18 protein-coding genes are annotated in these 20,931 nt (G+C 41.3%); all 18 read right to left on the bottom strand.

Going from position 1 to position 20,931, the window contains the following annotated elements; translation table 11 throughout:
* Positions 1-61: 61 nt before the first annotated feature.
* Positions 62-1,567, bottom strand: coding sequence for a nitrate/nitrite transporter (locus A6755_RS16405; protein WP_063591343.1), 1,506 nt, complete (start codon positions 1,565-1,567; stop codon positions 62-64).
* Positions 1,560-1,847 carry a hypothetical protein gene (locus A6755_RS16410; protein ID WP_034312614.1) on the bottom strand — a complete coding sequence of 96 codons (288 nt, stop codon included), beginning with the start codon at positions 1,845-1,847 and terminating at the stop codon, positions 1,560-1,562. The genes A6755_RS16405 and A6755_RS16410 overlap by 8 nt, the downstream gene beginning before the upstream one ends.
* Positions 1,834-2,145, bottom strand: a complete 312-nt coding sequence (locus A6755_RS16415; RefSeq protein ID WP_054396283.1) for a hypothetical protein — start codon at positions 2,143-2,145, stop codon at positions 1,834-1,836. Before A6755_RS16415 ends, A6755_RS16410 begins: the two co-directional genes overlap by 14 nt.
* Before the next feature lie 186 nt (positions 2,146-2,331).
* Positions 2,332-2,859 (bottom strand): Rieske (2Fe-2S) protein, encoded by a 528-nt coding sequence (locus A6755_RS16425; protein ID WP_034312622.1) that lies wholly within the window; start codon positions 2,857-2,859, stop codon positions 2,332-2,334.
* Positions 2,860-2,870: 11 nt separating this feature from the next.
* Entirely contained in the window at positions 2,871-3,431 is a 561-nt protein-coding gene (locus tag A6755_RS16430) for a 4Fe-4S dicluster domain-containing protein (RefSeq protein ID WP_034312626.1), read from the bottom strand.
* Positions 3,432-5,600 (bottom strand): molybdopterin oxidoreductase family protein, encoded by a 2,169-nt coding sequence (locus A6755_RS16435; RefSeq protein ID WP_063591344.1) that lies wholly within the window; start codon positions 5,598-5,600, stop codon positions 3,432-3,434.
* Positions 5,587-6,669: a hypothetical protein gene (locus A6755_RS16440; protein WP_063591345.1), complete on the bottom strand. Its 1,083-nt coding sequence runs from the start codon at positions 6,667-6,669 to the stop codon at positions 5,587-5,589. Before A6755_RS16440 ends, A6755_RS16435 begins: the two co-directional genes overlap by 14 nt.
* A gap of 1,007 nt (positions 6,670-7,676) precedes the next feature.
* Positions 7,677-8,675 carry a 5-oxoprolinase subunit C family protein gene (locus A6755_RS16445; protein WP_063591346.1) on the bottom strand — a complete coding sequence of 333 codons (999 nt, stop codon included), beginning with the start codon at positions 8,673-8,675 and terminating at the stop codon, positions 7,677-7,679.
* The gene (pxpB, locus tag A6755_RS16450; protein WP_134402152.1) at positions 8,672-9,430 is read right to left on the bottom strand and encodes a 5-oxoprolinase subunit PxpB; all 759 of its coding nucleotides are present in this window, start codon (positions 9,428-9,430) and stop codon (positions 8,672-8,674) included. Before pxpB ends, A6755_RS16445 begins: the two co-directional genes overlap by 4 nt.
* Before the next feature lie 22 nt (positions 9,431-9,452).
* A complete protein-coding gene (locus A6755_RS16455) occupies positions 9,453-10,244 on the bottom strand; it encodes a putative hydro-lyase (protein WP_063591348.1) in 792 nt (263 codons plus the stop codon).
* Positions 10,245-10,334: 90 nt separating this feature from the next.
* Complete coding sequence (locus A6755_RS16460; protein ID WP_134402215.1) at positions 10,335-11,474, bottom strand: NRAMP family divalent metal transporter; 1,140 nt, start codon at positions 11,472-11,474, stop codon at positions 10,335-10,337.
* A 121-nt stretch (positions 11,475-11,595) separates the two neighbouring features.
* Positions 11,596-12,354 (bottom strand): 5-oxoprolinase subunit PxpA, encoded by a 759-nt coding sequence (gene pxpA, locus A6755_RS16465; protein WP_063591349.1) that lies wholly within the window; start codon positions 12,352-12,354, stop codon positions 11,596-11,598.
* 256 nt (positions 12,355-12,610) lie between these two features.
* Positions 12,611-13,735 carry an N-methyl-L-tryptophan oxidase gene (gene solA / locus A6755_RS16470; protein ID WP_063591350.1) on the bottom strand — a complete coding sequence of 375 codons (1,125 nt, stop codon included), beginning with the start codon at positions 13,733-13,735 and terminating at the stop codon, positions 12,611-12,613.
* Between the two features lie 94 nt (positions 13,736-13,829).
* Complete coding sequence (gene hutH, locus A6755_RS16475) at positions 13,830-15,389, bottom strand: histidine ammonia-lyase (RefSeq protein WP_063591351.1); 1,560 nt, start codon at positions 15,387-15,389, stop codon at positions 13,830-13,832.
* An 81-nt stretch (positions 15,390-15,470) separates the two neighbouring features.
* Entirely contained in the window at positions 15,471-16,856 is a 1,386-nt protein-coding gene (locus tag A6755_RS16480) for an MFS transporter (protein WP_063591352.1), read from the bottom strand.
* A gap of 214 nt (positions 16,857-17,070) precedes the next feature.
* A complete protein-coding gene (locus A6755_RS27120; RefSeq protein ID WP_174878728.1) occupies positions 17,071-17,223 on the bottom strand; it encodes a hypothetical protein in 153 nt (50 codons plus the stop codon).
* Positions 17,224-17,448: 225 nt separating this feature from the next.
* A complete protein-coding gene (gene hutI, locus A6755_RS16485; RefSeq protein WP_063591353.1) occupies positions 17,449-18,747 on the bottom strand; it encodes an imidazolonepropionase in 1,299 nt (432 codons plus the stop codon).
* Complete coding sequence (gene hutU / locus A6755_RS16490; RefSeq protein ID WP_063591354.1) at positions 18,744-20,420, bottom strand: urocanate hydratase; 1,677 nt, start codon at positions 20,418-20,420, stop codon at positions 18,744-18,746. Before hutU ends, hutI begins: the two co-directional genes overlap by 4 nt.
* Positions 20,421-20,931 lie beyond the last annotated feature (511 nt).

Below are 20,931 nucleotides of genomic sequence, written 5' to 3' on the forward strand. Positions count from 1 at the left end.
CTAGTTCTTGAAAACTCCAATTCAGCCTTCAAATCCAATCATTTCATGCGCGCAGTTCATTTTATGCTTTTTTCACTCTATGACTTGAAATGTCACTAAACATACCTGCATATTGAACGACTTCCCCCGCATCATTCTTTATCGAACTAATGGTCAGCCATTGCAGATATTGCTGTCCATCCTTTCGGCTATTCCAGATTTCACCCTGCCAAAATCCATTTATCTCAATGGATTTCCACAAATCCTCATAAAAAGTTCGAGACTGTTTACCCGACTTAAGTATACTAGGGTTCTTACCAATTACTTCATTTTCCTGATAACCTGTAATACTGCAAAACGACGGGTTTACTGAAATGATCTTACCGGTGGTATCGGTAATTAGAATCCCTTCTATTGTATGATCGATCACTTCTTTGGCAAGCCCCATTTTGCCTTGGAAATACATCCAAACAACTAAAATCAAACTTGCAAGGGCAACTTCCGACAACGCCATGAACCCGATTGCATAATGTCCTGTGATATTGAATAACAAGGATAAAATTAATGGCGGAAAAAACCCTCCCAAACCGCCCATAGCGGAAACGATCCCATTCACAATACCAGCCTGCTTTTGAAAATACATCGGCACCAGTTTAAAAATAACACCATTTCCCATTCCGGCACATAGGGCAATACTCAAACAGCCAATAGTGTACCAGCCAATTGATGGAGCAAAGGATAGGATCATCGCTGAAACTGTATACACTCCAAAAACGAACATGAGCAGAATGAGAGAATGAAAACGATCTGCAAGCCATCCGCCAATTGGTCTCATAAGGGTAGCAAGAACAATAAAGCCTGCTGTCCTTAGACCAGCATCAACCTTATCCAAACCAAAGTTAGCTACAAGAAAATTTGGCAGATAGATAGTAAATGCAACAAAAGAACCGAATGTTATAAAGTAAAATAAACTTAGCAGCCATAGTTTTTCATTTTTGTAGACACTCTTCACTTGTTCTAAAAGCGGTGTTTTTACTTTCAGCTCTTTATTATCCCCTAACAGAAAGTTACCTGCGATAAAGACCGCCAAGATCACAAGGTAAAGCTGTACAGTTGTTGACCAACCAAAATTCTCAGCTACAACGGGTGCTGCAAATGCCGATACTGCCGTGCCAAGGTTTCCTGCACCGTAAATTCCATTTATAAAGCCATGACGTTCCTTTGGATAATACTTAGGTAAAGAGGTTACTCCAACAGAGAATACGGCTCCTCCAATACCAAGGAAAAGTCCTCCAATCAACAAATCGACAAGGGAATCGGCAATGCTGATATAATAAACAGGGAACAATAGTAACATAAAGCTAATCAGGAAAATTTTCCTGGCTCCGAATTGATTGGCGTAAAAGCCAAGAGGGATACGAAGTACAGATCCCAAAATGACCGGAACGGCTGTCACCAGTGCAAGCTGACTCTCCGGGATAGCAATATCTTCTTTAATAAAGGGCATCAGGGAAGAAATTAATACCCATACCATAAATCCGACTATTAAGTTTAAAGTCTGTAATGGAAGCTGTATTTTCTTAATCATTCTGATCACTCTCTCTTCTAATTACATATTGTAAACCCGTGTTTGCGTCAAAAGCTGACCACTCATTTTTATTTCGGGCCATATTGCATGTCAGGGGAACAGCGAAAAAATTCAGGCGATCAAAATAAATGCGTAGATGGGTCATGTCAGGACAAATCTCCACCTTATCTATCGTTTTAGTAACAAAAGGCGCTTTATCCTGCCCATCATCATCCAAGATTGCCACTCTGGCTTTTTCCGAGACTAATGATTGTAAACCGTCCAAATTAATGTGTTCCACATGTATTGCACCCTCTCTTTGCACTGTATACATTCATTTGAAAACCCTGCAAATATTCCCAGAATGTATCTTCTGCATGATTCTCGATAAATTCAATTGTTTCCACTACAGACTCCCAATTGCTCATTCCCTTTACTTCGGCAACTACAATATCGGCCCCATCTATTGACTTTTCATCTAAATACCAGTTAAGTCGGACATCTTTAAAAAGGTCTGAAAGGAGCTTATCGATTTCAGCAGCAAAATTTCCAGTTGCTTCTTTTACAAAACAAAAATCAAAGTATGTTTCACTGTTCATTTGATTCACGCCTTTTCGTTTTTCGTTTTTTTATAAGTAAATAACGCTAAGGGAAACACCACTATGTTTAATCCCCCAAATATTAATACATTTATATAATTTTCATAATAAAATTGGTGAACCATAAATTGGGTAAATACAATATTCATCATCAAGAAAGCACAAAGCAACGCGACACCGATGTACTTAAACTTCATAACGCTTCACCCTTACAGCGTATACTGCGCCATTTTCAACTTTCACTTGAATTTCAGGCAGGGGCCTCCTTGGAGGTCCGGCAGTTGGAGCACCTGTTTCAACATCAAATTTCCCATGATGGCAAGGACAGATCATTTCACCTTCTTCTTTCACCCAAAATACCGGGCAACGAAGATGTGTGCATGCATTTTGGTATGCTACGTATTTCGTTTCAGACAATCTGATCAAAATGGCATCATCATGATCCCCTGGAAATTTAAACTCCACTGCGTCACCAATTGGAAGTCCGCTTACATTAGTTATTTTTTTGTGAGGATACTCCTTTTCCCCAAGACCCATCAATTCTTTAGCCGCAATCGCTCCCCAAGGAAGGGATGAAATCGCGAATACTCCTGCAGCTCCCACTAGTGTTTTCATGAACCCTCGTCTGTCGAGCTTTCTTTCATTATCCCGTTCAATATTATGGGTGTAATTATCTTCATTAAAGGGGATTTTATTATTTTTATCCGACGGCATATAAATCCCTCCTAAAATAGCTTTTCAATTCCTTGTAAAATACCAGGCAAATTTACCTTAACGTTCGTTTCACTTTCAAGATAAGGCAGGCTACTCACCCATTTTCCATTATCTAGATTAAATTGTTTTTTTCTATTTCCAATTTCCTCATCGGTGAGCCACTGAAGTGTGTTGGATGGACAAACACTTGCACACATTGGCGGGATACCGTTTTTTGTCCGGTCAATACATAAATCGCATTTATACATTAAGTTTTGCTCTGTGTCAAATTTTGGTATTCCATACGGACAAGCGATCGTACAGTTTTGGCAGCCAATACATTTTTCAACCAGGGCTGATAAGACGGCCCCTGTCTCATGTATTTGGATTGCCTGGGCAGGACAACTTCTTGCACAGGCCGGATTCACACAATGGAGGCACATAAGAGGCATCGTCTGCCGATTGACCAGAGGGTTTACATCATAAACGTAGTTCCTGTTCCGCTCTTCATGACCTCCGCATTGTGTACAAGCAGCAAGGCATGATCGGCATCCTATGCAGTTTTCAAGTTCTAAATAGAGCCTCTTTTTCATTTATTGCACCTTCTTTATTTCGACTTTTTCCATTTGAGCCGCACAGACCTTAAACTCCGGCATACGGGATATTGGGTCAAGCGCTGCAATCGTTAATAGGTTGATAGATTGCTCGTGCCCAAAGTGGTATGGAACAAATACAGTGTCCTTACGAATTGCCTCTGTAATTTTCACTTTATAGATTGCCTCGCCTCTCCGGGTGTACAGGCGGACCTTATCCTCATGGTCCATATTGTATTTTTTTGCTGTTTCCGGATGCACTTCGACGTATGGCTCCGGGCACATATCACGCAGAAACTGGATTCTTCTCGTCTGGTTTCCAGATAAGTAGTGGTAAACGACACGACCGGTTGTTAAACGAAGTGGATATTTTTCATCTGGCTCTTCAGCAGGGGGACGGTAAGGAAGCGCACAAATTTTCGCTTTCCCGTCTGCGTGATAGAATTTTTTATCCAGGAACATATGCGGTGTTCCCATATCATTTTCATCCTTACAAGGCCAAAAAACTCCGTCCTGTTTGTCGATCTTATCCCATGTAGCACCATAATAATCGGCATTTCCACCTTTACTGGCCAGTCTGAATTCATCTGCCACATCTTTTGCTGTTTTCAAATGGGAGAAGTATTTTCCTTTTCCAAGACGTTCTGCAAGTTCTACTTGTATTTGCCAGTCGGGCTTAGATTCACCGATTGGTTCTTGTGCCTTATTTATCTTAATAATTCTTCCTTCAAGGTTAGTAACTGTTCCTTCATCTTCTGACCACGTTACAGATGGCAGGATCACATCCGCAAACTCCGCTGATTCAGAAAGATAGAAATCCGAACACACCATAAAATCAAGATTTTTCATCGAAGTTCTGACGAAATTCAGATTCGGAGCAGATACTGCAGGATTAGAACATAGCAGATACAGTCCGCGAATCGTTTTTTGTTCCATCAACTCAAACATTTCATATGCAGATACACCCGGCTGGGGCATTTCTTCAGGAGTGATTTTCCATACTTTACAAACTTCTGCTACATGTTCAGGGTTTGTAATTTTACGGTATCCTGGCAATAAATCGGCTTTCTGGCCATGCTCCCGTCCCCCTTGCCCGTTTCCTTGACCGGTGAATGTCGCTACACCAGACTTTGGCCGTCCGATTTTACCTGTCACAAGCGCCAAGTTTGTATATCCAGATACATTGTCAACTCCCTTATGCTGCTGTTCGATTCCACGTGCGAACATGACAACGGCATTTGGTGATTTCCCATAAATTTCTGCTGCACGAATGATTTTTTTCGATGCCACACCTGTAAGTTCACTCGTATATTCCGGTGTAAATTCTTTTACAAGTTCTTTTGTTTCTTCAAACCCGTTCGTATGATTATTAATGAATTCTTCGTCTGCATAACCGTTTTGAATTAATAGATTTAAGATTCCATTAGCAAGGGCAAGATCCGTTCCCGGTTTCAAGTCAAGATGAACATCTGCTCTTCTCGCAATAGGAGTTTCACGTGGATCTGCCACGATAATGTACCCTCCTCTTTCTTGTACGTTCCAAACACGGAACATAGAAGTTGGATGGCATTCTGCTGTGTTGCTTCCTGCAATAAATAAGCAATCTGTTTCATGAATATCAGTCCAAGGTAATGTTGAACCTCTATCAACTCCAAATGAACGAAGGAATCCCCCGGCTGCACTCGACATGCAAAATCGGCCATTATAATCAATGTAGCGAGTTCCAAGAGCCACACGTGCAAATTTCCCTGTTAAATAGCATTTTTCATTTGTCATTGATACCCCGCTGAAAACGGATAATGAATCTTTTCCATATTTAACTTGAAGTTCCCTGAACTTATTTGCGATTAAATCATACGCCTCATTCCAGCTTGCTTCACGGAAACCTTCCTTTGTTCCCTTTAATGAAGCATCATCACGAATAAGCGGTTTTAAAATACGATCATCATGATTCGTCTGCTGGTAAGCTGTAACCCCTTTTGGACACATTTTCCCTACGGTTACAGGCCAGTCATAACGGGGTTCAACCCCAATGATTTTATTCGTCGCTACATTTACCCTTAAATTCATTCCGCACTGCATTCCGCAATAAGCACAATGGGTTTTGACCAATGTTTCATTCGGGTGTACCACATTACTTTCTGCTTTAAAAAACTTATCCTTTTGCATCCTGGTTTGCCTCCTTAACTTTTACTTCATGGATGGGGAACCCGGAAAATTGGGCAATCCTGTATTTTCTTCGACAAGGAAGGCACATTTCAGCGAGATGGTGGCCTTCTTTCGCTTGGAATTCTATATCATTCCTGCCGAGTACCTCTATGACATCTTTTGATTGTTCTGTTGAAACAAACTCATTACCGCATACTTTGCATCCTTTCATGGATTGTTCCGCATAATGTTCTCTGTAGTTTCTTGCAAATACACTCATTGGGCGGAAAGGTATGTGCGCAAGTTTTCCAAACGGAAGATAAATCAATGTAATGATGACTGACCATTGGTGAATCAGTGACATGGCCGGCTGTCCTGCACCATGCATAAAAATGTTCATGAACGTTAGTGCCAATCCTGTAACGCTGACCAATAACAGCATGAATAATGGAAGGAAGTCATACATGAATTGTTGCTCTGCCCTTGCCTGCATATTTTTCAAACGGCGATAAAGGGCCATGCATACTCCGGAAATGACCATCACTGCTGTTATGTTCAGTGCGTTATATGATAACTTCGCAATGAGCCCATCAGCTGGCACTGTCATTACTTGGATCCCCATTGCGATGATGTTGTAGTAACCGTTCTCGTCCATTGTGAAGTACATCCATCCAAATACTAGAGGAAAGGTCACGAAGCAGGAAAGAATGCAGCCCCAGCCCATAAGAACGTGCTGAGTCCATCGGTAAATTCCCCTGTTCCAGATGAAATTGTATGTTGCTAAATGTTCAACTGTTGTTTTGGGCGTTGATCTTCTTAAGAGAATTTTGATTCCTTTTTTTATAAAAACCTTTGTTGGCGGCCTTTCCCCCCAAGCGATAAATCTGTAAAAAAACCCCCCAATAAAAATAAACGTCCCCACCATATAGCCATAAAGGTTTAAATCCACGTGTGTAAACATTCTCGTACCTATAAACGATAAGAATACAAGTCCGCAAACTGCTAGAAACATAGACTTTGCAAAATGTGATGCAAAAGCATCATCAATCGATTTTCCTGTTTTTTGATTTACGGCGACTTTTGCCTGCATTATTATTCCTCCTCATTACAAACAATTACCATACCCTTATTGTAAGATCTTGCCTGATTGTTCGATATCGGGGAACTTCCCCATCCTTTTGGAAAAATCCCCTTAACTTTTGAAAATAAACAGAAATTCAGACGTCAGAATGGTGATTAGTCCGTATTTCCTTCACTCTAATTTCATAACTTCTTATTTGGGATTGGGGTAATAATGTAAATAAGTACGTATAAGGATGTTGGGTTTCAAGATTTTTTGGAGAAAAAATGCATGTCAACTTCTCCTCTCTTTCGAATTGCAAACCGGTTTTGGAAGACATTATTGGACATAGTGGAAGAAAGGGACCTTCTTTATCATGAACTTTGTTTAATGAAACAAAAAAGAAAGCACTCTTTAAGAGTACTTTCTCCAGTTTGCAGACAAAAGGTCAACGGTAATCCATATGTGTTTCAGCTTCTTCAATCGTTTTACACATAGAACGAATACCTAAGGTATAATGAATGAAAAATAACAGGATCAATAATTGGGCGTCCTACCTCTGAATGAATACATATCTTTCACCAAGTCATAAATGAAAGTGAAGTCAAGGAAGCCTCCATTTTACCAACCAAATGGTTCGGTGGCACCAGTTGATCTAAAGTAATCATTTCAAGTTGATCTCGCTGAATAGAATCATGATTAGAAAGCATCCTCATCACCTCAAGTTTTAATAAACCTATTTTAAAACAAAAAAGACTCTAGGCAAAAGTGTTCTATCTAAAAGGTAAAACAAAATTGATTGGAGCGGGTGTTCGAGACTCCAGCGGGAAAAGCGTGTCCAGGGGATACCCCGCAGGCGAAAGCCGAGAAGGCTCCCGGACCGCCCGCGGAAAGCGAGCCTTACGTTCCAATCAACGTCAAATTGTACAAGCTATAAAAAAATGTAGACAACCTCGATTTTCATCGAGTTTGTCTACAGTCTGAAGAAAGCACCCTTTAAGAGTACTTTCTCGTCTTTTGCATTAATTGTAGAAGCATTATATATCCAGCCATTTTTTCAAGGCCAATGAAATTGAAACTTTCAATTCATTCAATTGCCGTTCTTTTTGAAGGAACAGCCGTTCAGCCTCCTTTAAATTCACTCGTAAGAACTGAATCGATTCTCCTGGTTTAACCTGAGCGATAATTGGTAAATCCGCCGTAATCACCTGAGCTATCTTAGGATATCCGCCCGTTGTTTGGCTATCTGAAAGGAGGATGATCGGATTTCCATCTGGAGGAACCTGAACGGACCCATTTGTAACCGCTTCAGATAATAACTCACCATTATCCTTTAATTTCAGTGCAGGGCCCGATATTCTATATCCCATGCGGTCGGATTGATTGGAAACTTTAAATAACCTCTCTACAAAACTATCTTTACTTGAATCTGTGAAATATTCATATTGGCTTCCATCGATGAAACGGATGTGAGGTTTTCCTCCTGGCATGAACTCCTTCTCATTGACAAACCACTTTGGGAAGGAAAATGAACCTTTGAAAAACGTTCGATCATCAAGATTCTTCGATGGTTCATTAAACTCCAAGACATCGCCAGCCTTTAATGCCCTCCCCATATAGCCGCCAATCCCAGCCCTTAGATATGTGCTTTTACTCTCCATAATTTCAGGAATAGCAAAGCCTCCCGCTACAGTTAAGTACGCCCTGCAACCTGATTTACACCCTTCAAATCGAAGAATCGATCCATTTTTCACAAGAATGGGCTTCCACATCGGTACCACCTTATTATCAAGTGTAGGTGATAAATTTCCACCTGTTATCGAAATCAGGCAATTTTTCTCTACTTTAATGGTCGGTCCCATTAATGTAATTTCCAAGGCCGCTTCTCCTTCTTCATTGCCAACCAACATATTGGCAATTCGTAAAGAATGTGCATCCATCGCCCCGCTTACAATCACCCCATGTTGCTTGAATCCCTTTCTTCCAAGATCCTGTATACTGGTCAATAATCCCGGTTTGATTACGCGCAGGCTCACTGTACCCCCTCCTTAAGAATCATTTCTTTATATTCTTGATCCGTAATCGGATGGAACTTCACAATGTCCCCTGCTTGTAATAGACTTGGAGGATTTACATTCGGTAAAAATAGTTTGGTTGGCGTTTGTCCGATCAATTGCCATCCACCAGGCGTTGATATGGGATATACTCCCGTTTGCATACCGGCAATACCTACTGCCCCTGCCGGAATGGTCATTCGGGGAGAGGAACGCCTAGGTGTCGCGATGTTCTCTGAAAGTCCGCCAAGAAACGGGAAACCCGGTGCGAACCCGATCATATAAGCCAAATACTCACCGATTGAATGAATATGAATGACTTCATCAGTAGTCAAATCATTATAGCGTGCAACATATTCCAAATCGGGTCCATATTCATTCCCATAACAAACGGGAATGGTAACCGTTCGATGTATCAGTTTCTTATCTTCTTTTAAATCCTGTAATTTCATTTCCAAGATGGAACGGACCATTTCAAAGGGAGATGTGGTTTCATTACCATTGCTTTTATTTTGTTCCTTATAAATAACGAGTGGATCATAAAAAACCGTCAAATTGGTATAAGCCGGTACACATTCTATAAACCCTGCAAAAGGTTCATCTTCCAGCAAATCCTTTAACAATTTTATTTTTTTGTGAACGCTGTATTCCATTCCATTCCCGAATGTTATCACGATTGCGGAATCGCCTAATGGAGAAAGTGTACATGCAGTTTTTTTCAAAAGCTTTTCCGGCATAGGAATCATCTCTTTCTGTCAGTTATAAAACTCCTAATTTTTCATCACGAATGTCTGTTATGAACATATGTCCAGGTGCATGCGTGATCATGATCTCCGGTTTAGTTTCCATAGCAATGGATTGAGGTGTTACACCACATGCCCAAAATACCGGGACTTCCCCTTCACGAATCGTTACTGGATCACCAAAATCCGGATGCTGAATGCGGGAAACACCAATCGCTTCAGGGTCGCCAATATGGATTGGAGCGCCATGAACGGCCGGAAAACGCGATGTCACTTGAGCTGCCCTCACCACATCCTTTTGTGGAATCGGCCTCATGCTAGCCACCATTTTCCCATGAAAAATCCCTGCTTCAATACAAGGGATATTGGTTTTATACATTGGTACATTGCATCCCTCTTCAATATGACGAATCGATATATCATTGTTTAAAAGGGCGTGTTCGAATGTAAAGCTGCACCCAATTAAAAATCCAACCATATCCTCTTCCCAGTAGTTTGAGATATCCGTTACTTCTTCCACTAATTCTCCATATTTATATACCCTATATTTCGGAATATCGGTGCGAATATCCCCAGACTTTGCTGCAAATGCGGGAATGGCTGAACCAATTTCCGTAACATCCAGCAATGGACAGGATTTAGGGTTACGCTGACAGAATAATAAGAAATCAAAAGCATGCTCTTTTTTTAAGATGGCTAAGTTCGCTTGTGCATAACCGTTAGCCATGCCAGCAGTCGGCTTTATCAATTCGTTGTTTCGAATCATTGAACGCAACTCAGCCGGGGTAGCTTGAGAAAGGTCGATCATTAGTATTCATCTCCTATTACGAAGTGGAAGAAAGTGACAAACCGGCACGCCATTTCCACCTATTTTTATTGGATTTTCATTCATTAATCATTAAAAAAGTGCTGGCAGTTGTTTCATTAATGTATATACGCCCATCAACGCCATGATGACAACCACGAATACACCGGAAATCGTTAACCATAAAGGATGCTTATAATCACCCACGATATTTTTCTTATATGCGGCAATTAACAATGTTCCAAGAGCAATTGGTAAGATGAGTCCATTAATGGCCCCAACTATAAGCAATACTTTAACCGGTTGGCCAATCAATAGAAAGCAAATGGTCGATACGGCTATAAAGCCAATGATTATCCAGTTTGCCTTATTATTTATCTTTTCGCTGAAAGTTCTGATAAATGAAACCGAAGTATATGCCGCTCCAACAACAGACGTGATCGCTGCTGCCCACATGACAATACCGAAGATTTTATATCCTATATTACCCGCAGCGAGTTGAAAAACGGATGCTGCAGGGTTATCCGGATTAATTTGTAATCCTTTCGATACAACACCCAGTACTGCCAGAAATAAGGCAACGCGCATGACAGTCGTTATCAAGATCCCCATTACCGAGCTCTTCGTGACCTGTGGTAATGAGTCAACGCCCTTCACGCCTGCATCCAATAGACGATGGCCACCCGCAAAAGTGATGTAGCCGCCAACAGATCCGCCCACTAATGTAACGATGGCGATAATATCGATTTTATCAGGGGCAAAGGTCTTCACTACCGCTTCCCCTACAGGAGGAGAGGTTGTCCATGCAACGTAAATCATCAAACAAATCATGAAAAATCCAGCGATTTGCGTAAAACGGTCCATCGCTTTCCCTGCTTCTTTCACTACAAAAATCAGTACGGCGATGACTGCGCTTATTGCCGCCCCCGTAGTTGGGGATATTCCCGTCATCGCATTCAGACCTAATCCGGCTCCTGCGATATTTCCAATGTTAAATGCCAGCCCGCCCATGACGATCAGTGCTGCCAGTACATAACCCAGCCCAGGAAGGACCATGTTTGCAATCTCTTGACCCCGTTTTTCGGATACAGCAATAATGCGCCATACATTTGTTTGGGCAAATATATCAAGAATGACCGAAATAAGGATAACGAAACCGAAACTTGCCGCAAGGCTTTGGGTATAAACGGTCGTTTGCATTAAAAAACCTGGTCCTATTGCCGATGTTGCCATTAGGAATGCTGCACCTAACAATAAAGTGCGGTTCGTTTTTGGCTTAGTCAAATTCTTTTTCTGTGCTGTTGTATTTTTGTTTGGCTCCAATGGAATCTGCCCCCTGATTGTTTAGTTTTTTTCAAGAAAAAGACTTGACTTTTATTTCAGATAATTGCAAAGATTCCCTAACATGCCGTGCAAAGGATAAAGCATGTGCCCCGTCCCCGTGAATACAAATGGTATCTGCTTTTAAAGACACATCTGAGCCTTGCTGGGACAGTACCTTCCCTTCCTTCACCATGCGAATGACTTGGGCAACGGCAACATCATCGTTTTCAATCAGTGCGTCCTTTTCCAATCGGGAAGTCAATGAACCATCATGTTGGTAGGTGCGATCGGCAAATACTTCACTCCCTGTTTGCAATCCGATAGCCTGTCCGGCGCGTATTAATTCACTGCCCGACAAACCAAATAAGATAAGCTCGGGATTCACTTTATATACCGCTTCGGCAATGGCCATGGATAACTCTTTGTTCTTTGCGGCCATATTGTACAAAGCCCCATGCGGTTTCACATGCTGCATACTTCCGCCTTCGGATTGCAGGAAGCCATTTAATGCCCCAATTTGGTAGACGACAATATCATAAGCTTCCTGTGGTGAAATATTCATATTGCGTCTGCCAAATCCTATTAAATCCTGTAAACCTGGGTGGGCTCCGATTTTGACTTCTTTCCCTAAAGCAAGCTGAACCGTTTTTCTCATGACTGTAGGATCACCAGCGTGGAATCCACAAGCTACATTGACAGATGTTACATAATCTAAAATCTCTTGATCATTCCCCATCCGGTAAGCGCCAAAACTTTCTCCTAAATCACAATTCAAATCAACCGTGTTCATATTACCCACTCCTTTAATAACGGAAATTTTAGTAAACCATAAAATGTAAGTACTTTTTCAATCATTCAAATGGCATGTTCCGAAATTCGGAACATCAGTTTCATATTTCGGAATATTCTCATTCTAGCATATTTTAATTATTTCGACAATATTTTGTTAGAAAACCTAACATTACAGTTTGATAAAAAAAGCCGTTGTTTCCTTTGAAAGGAAGCAACGGCCATGATTACAGCTTTTAAGTTTGGAATCTATTAATTCAAAATCGGTTAATCGAAAACAATGAAATATCTTCCTTGGTCGTACCGGAGATAATCAAGTCACTCAAAATTTTTCCCATGACACTGCTGAATTTAAAACCGTGTCCAGAGAAACCTGCCGCTATAGCAATATGTGGATAATAAGGATGTTTATCCACTATAAAATGCTCATCAGGGGTCATGGTATAGATGCAAGTTTTCCCATATTTCATTTTTTGATCAGCAGGCATATATTGCCCTAAAAACCTCATCAAATCACCCTCATCCTCAGCCAATTCACCAAAACCCTCGATACAGCCATCAGGATTGATCCGCTGTCCTCCATCATGTCTCCCTATTTTCAATCCAGAACCATTTATACTAGGAAAGCCATAGTATGTACCAACTGAAGTATCAAAAGTAAAAGCCGGAAAATCATTATGATTATATAATTTTTCATTTGCATGAAACCAGGCAAATGTTTTTCTGATGGGTTCCAGCGGGAGATTCAAATCTAACATCGCCAATATTTTCGGTGCCCACGCCCCAACTGCAACCACTAAAGATTCCGAGTGGAATGTCTGTTCATCCGTTTTAACCGTGACCCCGTTACCATGGGCAACTATCTTCTTTACTTCACTGTTTACAATGATGTCGGCACCATGGGATTTCGCAAGTTGTTGATACGCGTTTATGCATTCTTCACTTTTCAACACGCCCGAAGTCGATTCATAGCACCCAATGTAGTCTTCCGGGAGTGTTATTCCTGGCCACCTATCATGAATTTCATGGTAATCCAATATGTTCATAGGTAAACCATATTCCTTTGATCCTGCTTTCACTTGTTTAATGAAAGCGGAATTTTGGCTTCCAGCATTCAGGACCCCCGTTGGAAGAAATAATGGTTGACCCGAAATTCTTTCCAATTCACCCCAAAGCTTTTGTGATTTAAGTGCCAAAGATACATACTCCCTGCCTTCACCATAAGCATGCCTAATAATTCTTGTTTCCCCGTGATGGCTCCCCTTATTATGAGGAGGGGCAAAGGAATCCAATAATAATACTTTTTGTCCTTTTTTTGATAGATAATAACCTGAAGACATTCCCATGGATCCAGCTCCAATTACAATTACATCATAATGCATCTTTCATCCCTCCTCCTTTAAATATGGTCCTTCATTTTAAAAAAAGGAAGCCATTTTACCTTATAAAATAAAGTAAAACAGCTTCCACATGGTTTTAGAACTCTATTTCCCCGATCTCTCTTTCAACGAGCTTCACTATTTCCCCTTCATGAATTTGCCTATAAATCGCTTCAATGTCAGGATGAAAAAAGCGATCTTCTTCAACCATCGGGACTTCGCTCCGAACTAAATGATATACCTCCTCCGTAACCGGTGACGGTTTCAAAGGTAGATGAAAATCCATTGCTTGCGTTGCCGTCATCAGTTCAATGGCTAAAATATATTCAAGTTTCTTTGAAATCCGATATGCTTTCCTCGAAGCAAAATAGGCAAAACTTATCACGTCTTCTTGATTTGCACATGTAGGGATATTATCTATTGTCGCTGGATGCGAAAGCACCCTGATTTCATTTAATAGCCCGGCAGCTGTATATTGCGGAATCATGTAGCCACTATTCAAACCTGGATTAACCACTAAGAAATTAGGTAATTCACTAAGGTGATGGTTTATAAGGCGATCTATTCTGCGTTCTGTTATTTTTGCTAAGTTTGCTAACGCTATGGATATCGCATCCGCATAAATCCCAACAAATGAACCATCAAAATTCCCAGCCATCAGGCCAATTCCATCTTCCTCTTCAGGAAAAATCAGAGGATTGTCACTTACAGAGTTCATTTCATTCTCTATTGATACAGCAGCGTCTTTCAACACTCTTTTTATGGCTCCATGGACTTGTGGAATGCATCGTAAGCTAAGTGCATCTTGTAATCTATGTTCCTTGTATGTATCAATGATTTGGCTGCCTTCAAGAATCCTTGATACATTTCTGGCTGTCTTAGCCTGTTCCTCATGTTTTTTCAATGAGTGGGGACGGGGATCAAATGCTTTTATAGTACCCTTCAGCACTTCTAAGGACATGGCTCCCGTAATGTCAGCGGTTTTCGCCGCCTGAATGCTATTGTATAAAGCCAGGACAGCCATCGCGGTGACGGAAGTAGTCCCGCTTGTAAGTGCCAATCCTTCTTTAGCACCTAACGTAACAGGTGCTAATCCCGCTTTCCTTAAAGCTTCCATGCCAGGTATGAGCTCATCTTCATACCATGCCTTCCCTTCACCCATCACCACTAAGGCCATGTGAGCTTCTGGGGAAAGATACCCCACTGACCCATCACCTGGAACAAACGGAATGATATCGTGATTTAATAGTGAAGCGATTAGATTTAATACCTGTAAACGAACTCCTGAATACCCTTGGCCTAAATTCACTAGTATCATCAACTGAATGGCCCTTACGACTTCTTTTTCAAGAGTTTCCCCAACAGAAACGGCATGTGAACGAACAATATTCCGTTGAAGGGTTTCTGCGTCCTTTGGAGAAATCACCTCGGTCATATTACTGCCAAAACCCGTAGTTACACCATAAATCAATCGATTTTCATCTAAAAACTTGTCTATTAAGCTACGTGATTTATTCACCCTATCACAATATGTTTGTGTAAAGGAAACCCTCGCCCCATGTCTTGCAACCGCAATTACCTCTTCGATCGAGATTTCACCATCACCTAGTACAACCTCTTTAATATTCTTCGGTTGTAAACAATCGGCAGTTGTCATCCTTATACATCTCCTCTCCTATGACTTAACAAGAAGGAGAAAAAAGTTTTGGTCCTTCTCATTTATTTACTAAAAGTTATCTTATGTTATTTTTTCATTTTTTGTAAAGGGAATTTCGGTTCCTTTCGGAGAATTCTCCGTTTCTAGCAATGGGTCACTTGCTTCATGTAATGAAAGATTCTTCGTTTCAGGTGCCCAAGCTATCGATACGATCAAGCCTGCCAGCAGAATGGCTGCCATTCCTGCCATTGAGGCACTTAATCCGAATGAACTTAAAGAAACAGGCAGCAGAAATGTTCCAATCGCCGAACCAATCCGACTAATTGCCGTAACCATACCTATTCCCGAGCCACGGATTTCAGTTGGAAAAAGCTCTGCTGGATATACTAGTGTAAGGTTCGATGCTGCTGACATGAAAAAAGTAAAGATCAAGAAGGCTACCAACATTAAGAATTGAGAACCATTGTGTAAGAAGCTGAGTGAAAACAATGAAACAGTAAGGATGGTGAAAGCCCCGATGGTAAATCCTCTACGAGAAAATTTTGCAAGCAGCCAAAGACCAATAATTGCCCCAACAAGCAAGAATAGATTTAACATGGTATCGGCAAAAAAGTTCTGTTCAAACCCCATTGTACTAAGGATGGAAGGCAGGAAAGTATAAATGGCAAAGTATGGAATAACAAGAGTCAATTTGAATATTCCACCAAAAGCCAACCGCTTACGAAGCCTTTTACTGAAAAGCCCACGAAACCCCAGAGTCTTTTGATTTTCTGTGCCAGTCACCGTTTCTCCCATTTCAACATTCGCTCCAAGGTGTTTTTTTACGATCTGGCGAGCTTCTTCGACACGCCCCATGCTGACAAGCCACCTTGGTGATTCAGGCGTTCCTATTCTTAAGATTAAAACCACAATTGCCGGAATGGCTGCGCTGACAAGCATCCAACGCCATGAGTCTGAACCAACCTGGCCCAAGTAATGACCAACAAAGTTTGATGCAACATATCCAAGCGTCCACACTACGTTTATAGACGCGAGGAGCGAGGAGCGATACTTTTTTGGAGAAAACTCGGCAAGCAAAGTCGTACCTACAGCGTAATCCCCTCCAAGCCCAAAACCAATAAGCAACCGTAAAATAAAAAGCTCTTCTGGGCTGCTAACAAAAAATTGTAAAATGGTAGCTACCGTGATGAGTAAAAAGTTTACGAGAAAGATTTTCTGTCGGCCTACACGGTCAGAAAGTCTTCCAAGTATTAAAGATCCCGCAAACAGACCGATTAAAGCAGAACTGCCGATCAGCCCTGTCCACAATGAATTCATATTCATCTGAGGCCCGAATACTGTCAGGGCCATCGCAATGATCCCTAGAGAATAGCCATCACAAAAGCTGGAACCAAATGTAAGTCCTGCAATTCGAAAATGAAACCTATTAAATGGGGCATCGTCAATCGTGAATTTTTGTTCGTTCAAAGAATTCCCTCCATTTTTTGATTTATCAGATATATTGATTCAAAAAAAAACACTAGAACTGTAACACTCCGTGAGTGGCGCTGAAATTGAATGGAACGATTAAGCTTAATACTATAAAAAAATTGAGCAAAGAATGTTATGAAATATACTCTTTTTATAAACTATATCAAATCATTCTACCTTTTAATTTCTATTTTATATATGAAAATATAGTTTAAGTTTCAATCAATTGTTTATCATTGAAATAAATGACTTCACTAAGGATTTTACAGCCTTCCATTACCTCAAATCTTTCCCTTGCTTCCTTTTCTGTGCTAAACTCAAACATTTTTATGCCTTTTTTCGAATGGATAGTGATTATCCACATAAAATTCCCTCCACATGGAAGATTCATTTCTACGAATTCCTTAAAATACTTTCATTAAATCTCACTGTAAAGTGGTAAAGTGTTCAATGCTGAAAATGCGTAGGATGATAAATTTCATCCTACTATTCAGCACCATTACATTTGTTAATACTTCCAAAAGCCCATTCCATCCCCTGAATTTTTCAGCGGATGGAATGGGTAGACATTGATTGAGAATACTGATTTTTAAAGGCCCGTAAGGCTTTTGGAATCAGACTTCACTTTATCATTCACAACTTGAACACCGTTTTTCCATACTGTCTTAACATGGTTGACCCCAAATAAATATTGCAACTCCTGATAGTTTTCAACATTCCATAAAACGACATCCGCTTGTTTTCCGACTTCAAGGGATCCGACCCTTTCTTGCCTGTTGATTGCACAAGCAGCATTGTATGTCGCCGCCGTAAGAGCTTCTGCAGGGGTAAGCCTCATCGAAATGCATGCCAGATTCATGACAAGCGGCATGGATGTCGTCGGTGAAGATCCAGGATTGCAATCGGTCGAAATGGCAACAGCCACACCTTCATCAACCATTCGTCGTCCAGGGGCCGCTTCTTCCCGTAAATACAAGGCGGTGGCTGGAAGCAAGCAAGCAATCGTACCTGACTTCGCCATGGCGGTAATCCCCTCATCGGAAGCTTTTAACAAATGCTCAGCTGAAATGGCTCCTATCTTCGCAGCTAATTCAGCTCCACCGTATGGCTCAATTTCATCAGCATGAATTTTAGGGATCAAGCCGTACTTTTTCCCCGCCTTTAAAATCCGCTCTGATTGTTCAGGGGTAAAAACACCCTTTTCACAAAAGACATCATTGAATTCTGCAAGCTTTTCTTCAGAGACGATTGGAAGCATATCATTAATCAGATGATCGACAAATTCATCCTCGCGGCCTTTATAATCCTTTGGAACCGCATGGGCTCCCATAAAAGTAGGAACCAGATCAATCGGATGCTCTTCCTGTAGCTTCTTCATCACCCGCAATTGCTTTAATTCGGTTTCCAAATTCATTCCATAGCCGCTTTTACCTTCTACTGTAGTCACGCCATGAGCGAGAAACGAATCAAGTCGTCGCGTGGTTTGCTCCATCAATTCTTCTTCACTTGCTTCCCTTGTCATGCGGGTGGTAGCATGAATGCCCCCACCTGCGTTCATAATATCCATATATGTTGCACCTTCAAGTCGCATTTCAAATTCACGTTCCCGACTCCCGCCATATACAACATGCGTATGTGGATCAACTAACCCAGGTGTCACCAAATGGCCAGTTGCATCAAAGACTTCAGCTTCATGCATTCTATCAGCATAGAGTTTTTCCAATTCCTTGGTTGTCCCGACAGCTTGGATCAACCCTGATTCCATCCATATACTTCCATCCTCTATCAAACCAAGCTCCGACATTGCCTCTTTGGAACGCGGACCTTTCCTTTCAGAGGTAAGGGTAGCAAGTTGAGTGGCATGTTTTATCCAAATTGGCTTTGTCATTTTTTATCAATTCCTTTACCAAGCATCGGGATATTAATACCTCTTTCACGGGCTGTTTCCTCTGCAAGTTCATATCCTGCATCAACATGGCGCACAACGCCCATCCCAGGGTCCGTTGTCAACACTCGCTCAATCCTGGCTCCTGCTTCTTTTGTGCCATCTGCCACAATTACAACGCCTGCATGCATGGAGTAACCCATTCCTACGCCGCCACCATGATGTACGGAAACCCAGGTTGCACCGCCCACAGCATTCACCATTGCATTTAAGATCGGCCAGTCAGCCACTACATCGGAACCATCCTTCATGGCTTCCGTTTCACGATTCGGCGAAGCGACAGAGCCAGAATCCAAATGGTCACGCCCAATCACGATCGGGGCCTTCAATTCACCGCTTGCAACCATATCATTGAGGATTTTACCAAAACGGGCGCGCTCCCCATAACCAAGCCAGCAAATACGGGAAGGAAGACCTTGGAACTGGATTTTGTCTTGAGCCATTCTAATCCAGTTACATAAATGCTCATTATCAGCGAATTCACGTAAAATGGCTTGGTCTGTTTTATAAATATCTTCTGGATCTCCAGATAAAGCGACCCAACGGAATGGACCTTTACCCTCACAGAATTGTGGACGGATATAAGCTGGAACGAAGCCCGGGAAGTCAAAAGCATTCTCTACCCCTTCATCTTTCGCAACTTGACGGATATTGTTGCCATAATCAAACGTCACAGCTCCTTTTTCCATCATTTCAAGCATCGCCCTTACATGTTTGGCCATTGAAGCTTTAGAGAGTTTAATATACTCTTCTGGATTTGCATTCCGTAATTCTGCAGCCTCCACCATTGACAGGCCTGAAGGGGTATATCCATTTAGCGGATCATGGGCCGAAGTTTGATCCGTCAAGACATCAGGAATGAAGTTCCTTGCGATCATTTCCGGAAGAATATCTGAAGCATTCCCAATCAAACCAATCGATAATGCTTCCCCTGCAAGTTTAGCTTCATTCGCTAAACGAATGGCTTCATCCAATGAATCCGTTTTCACATCGGTATAACGAGTCTCAATCCTCCTGTCAATTCTTGTCTCATCTACATCGATCCCGATACAAACTCCACCGTTCATCGTAACTGCCAGCGGCTGTGCCCCTCCCATTCCGCCTAAACCTGCCGTTAGAGTGATGGTGCCTTTTAACGAGTTATTAAAATGTTGTTTTGCAAGCTCGGCAAAGGTCTCGTATGTACCTTGTACGATCCCTTGAGATCCGATATATATCCAGCTGCCTGCTGTCATCTGCCCATACATCATCAATCCCTTTTTATCAAGTTCATGGAATGTTTCCCAGTTCGCGTATGCAGGGACGATATTTGAATTTGCAAGCAGGACACGTGGTGCATCCGAATGCGTTTTAAAAATGGCCACCGGTTTCCCTGATTGAACAAGTAAAGTTTCATCTTCTTCAAGCTCTTTTAGTGATTTGACGATTGCATCAAAGCATTCCCAGTTACGAGCTGCTTTCCCAATCCCTCCGTATACCACCAAATCTTCTGGACGTTCAGCAACTTCAGGATCCAAATTATTCATAAGCATTCTAAGCACTGCTTCTTGTTGCCATCCTTTAGTATGCAATTCTGTTCCAGTATAACGGATAACCTTATTTGTAATCGTGTTCATTTTCATTTCCCCCTTGTTTTTGTTATATATTCATTCTATAAGAAAAATTCAGAATAATTAATTATAGTTTAATGATTATTTTATAATTTATTTTACTTTTTTGTAGTTAACTTTATTATTTTATGAATAATTTCATCAATTACATTGTTATGAAATAAATAAAAAGGACGATTCATTTATTGAATCGTCCTTTTTCAGACTGTAGACACACTATAACTTTGATTTCCTCTCCAGGCACTCGCTTTCCGCGGGCGGTCCGGGAGCCTCCTCGGCGCCTTTGCGCCTGCGGGGTCTCCCCTGGACTCGCTTTTCCCGCAGGAGTCTCGTACCCTCCGTTCCGATCAACTTGTTTTAACATTTAGATATAACCCTTTTGCCTAAAGTCTTCATTGTTTTAATATAGCATTAATAAAACTTGAAGTGATGAGGATGCTTTCTTAACATGATTCTTTTTAATAAGGTCAACTGGAATTTTTTAATCCAAACCCCTTTTGTCTACAAACTGAAAGGA

The sequence above is a fragment of the Peribacillus frigoritolerans genome (genome assembly GCF_001636405.1).
Taxonomy (GTDB): Bacteria; Bacillota; Bacilli; order Bacillales; family DSM-1321; genus Peribacillus; species Peribacillus frigoritolerans.

Coding starts and splice junctions, on each gene's coding strand:
- hutU (WP_063591354.1), bottom strand. CDS start 20,420: ATGAACACGATTACAAATAAGGTTATCCGTTATACTGGAACAGAATTG.
- A6755_RS16455 (WP_063591348.1), bottom strand. CDS start 10,244: ATGATCGACCTTTCTCAAGCTACCCCGGCTGAGTTGCGTTCAATGATT.
- pxpB (WP_134402152.1), bottom strand. CDS start 9,430: ATGCCGGAAAAGCTTTTGAAAAAAACTGCATGTACACTTTCTCCATTA.
- hutH (WP_063591351.1), bottom strand. CDS start 15,389: ATGACAACTGCCGATTGTTTACAACCGAAGAATATTAAAGAGGTTGTA.
- A6755_RS27120 (WP_174878728.1), bottom strand. CDS start 17,223: ATGTGGATAATCACTATCCATTCGAAAAAAGGCATAAAAATGTTTGAG.
- solA (WP_063591350.1), bottom strand. CDS start 13,735: ATGCATTATGATGTAATTGTAATTGGAGCTGGATCCATGGGAATGTCT.
- A6755_RS16425 (WP_034312622.1), bottom strand. CDS start 2,859: ATGCCGTCGGATAAAAATAATAAAATCCCCTTTAATGAAGATAATTAC.
- pxpA (WP_063591349.1), bottom strand. CDS start 12,354: ATGAACACGGTTGATTTGAATTGTGATTTAGGAGAAAGTTTTGGCGCT.
- A6755_RS16460 (WP_134402215.1), bottom strand. CDS start 11,474: ATGGCAACATCGGCAATAGGACCAGGTTTTTTAATGCAAACGACCGTT.
- A6755_RS16435 (WP_063591344.1), bottom strand. CDS start 5,600: ATGCAAAAGGATAAGTTTTTTAAAGCAGAAAGTAATGTGGTACACCCG.
- A6755_RS16415 (WP_054396283.1), bottom strand. CDS start 2,145: ATGAACAGTGAAACATACTTTGATTTTTGTTTTGTAAAAGAAGCAACT.
- A6755_RS16405 (WP_063591343.1), bottom strand. CDS start 1,567: ATGATTAAGAAAATACAGCTTCCATTACAGACTTTAAACTTAATAGTC.
- A6755_RS16440 (WP_063591345.1), bottom strand. CDS start 6,669: ATGCAGGCAAAAGTCGCCGTAAATCAAAAAACAGGAAAATCGATTGAT.
- A6755_RS16430 (WP_034312626.1), bottom strand. CDS start 3,431: ATGAAAAAGAGGCTCTATTTAGAACTTGAAAACTGCATAGGATGCCGA.
- hutI (WP_063591353.1), bottom strand. CDS start 18,747: ATGACAAAGCCAATTTGGATAAAACATGCCACTCAACTTGCTACCCTT.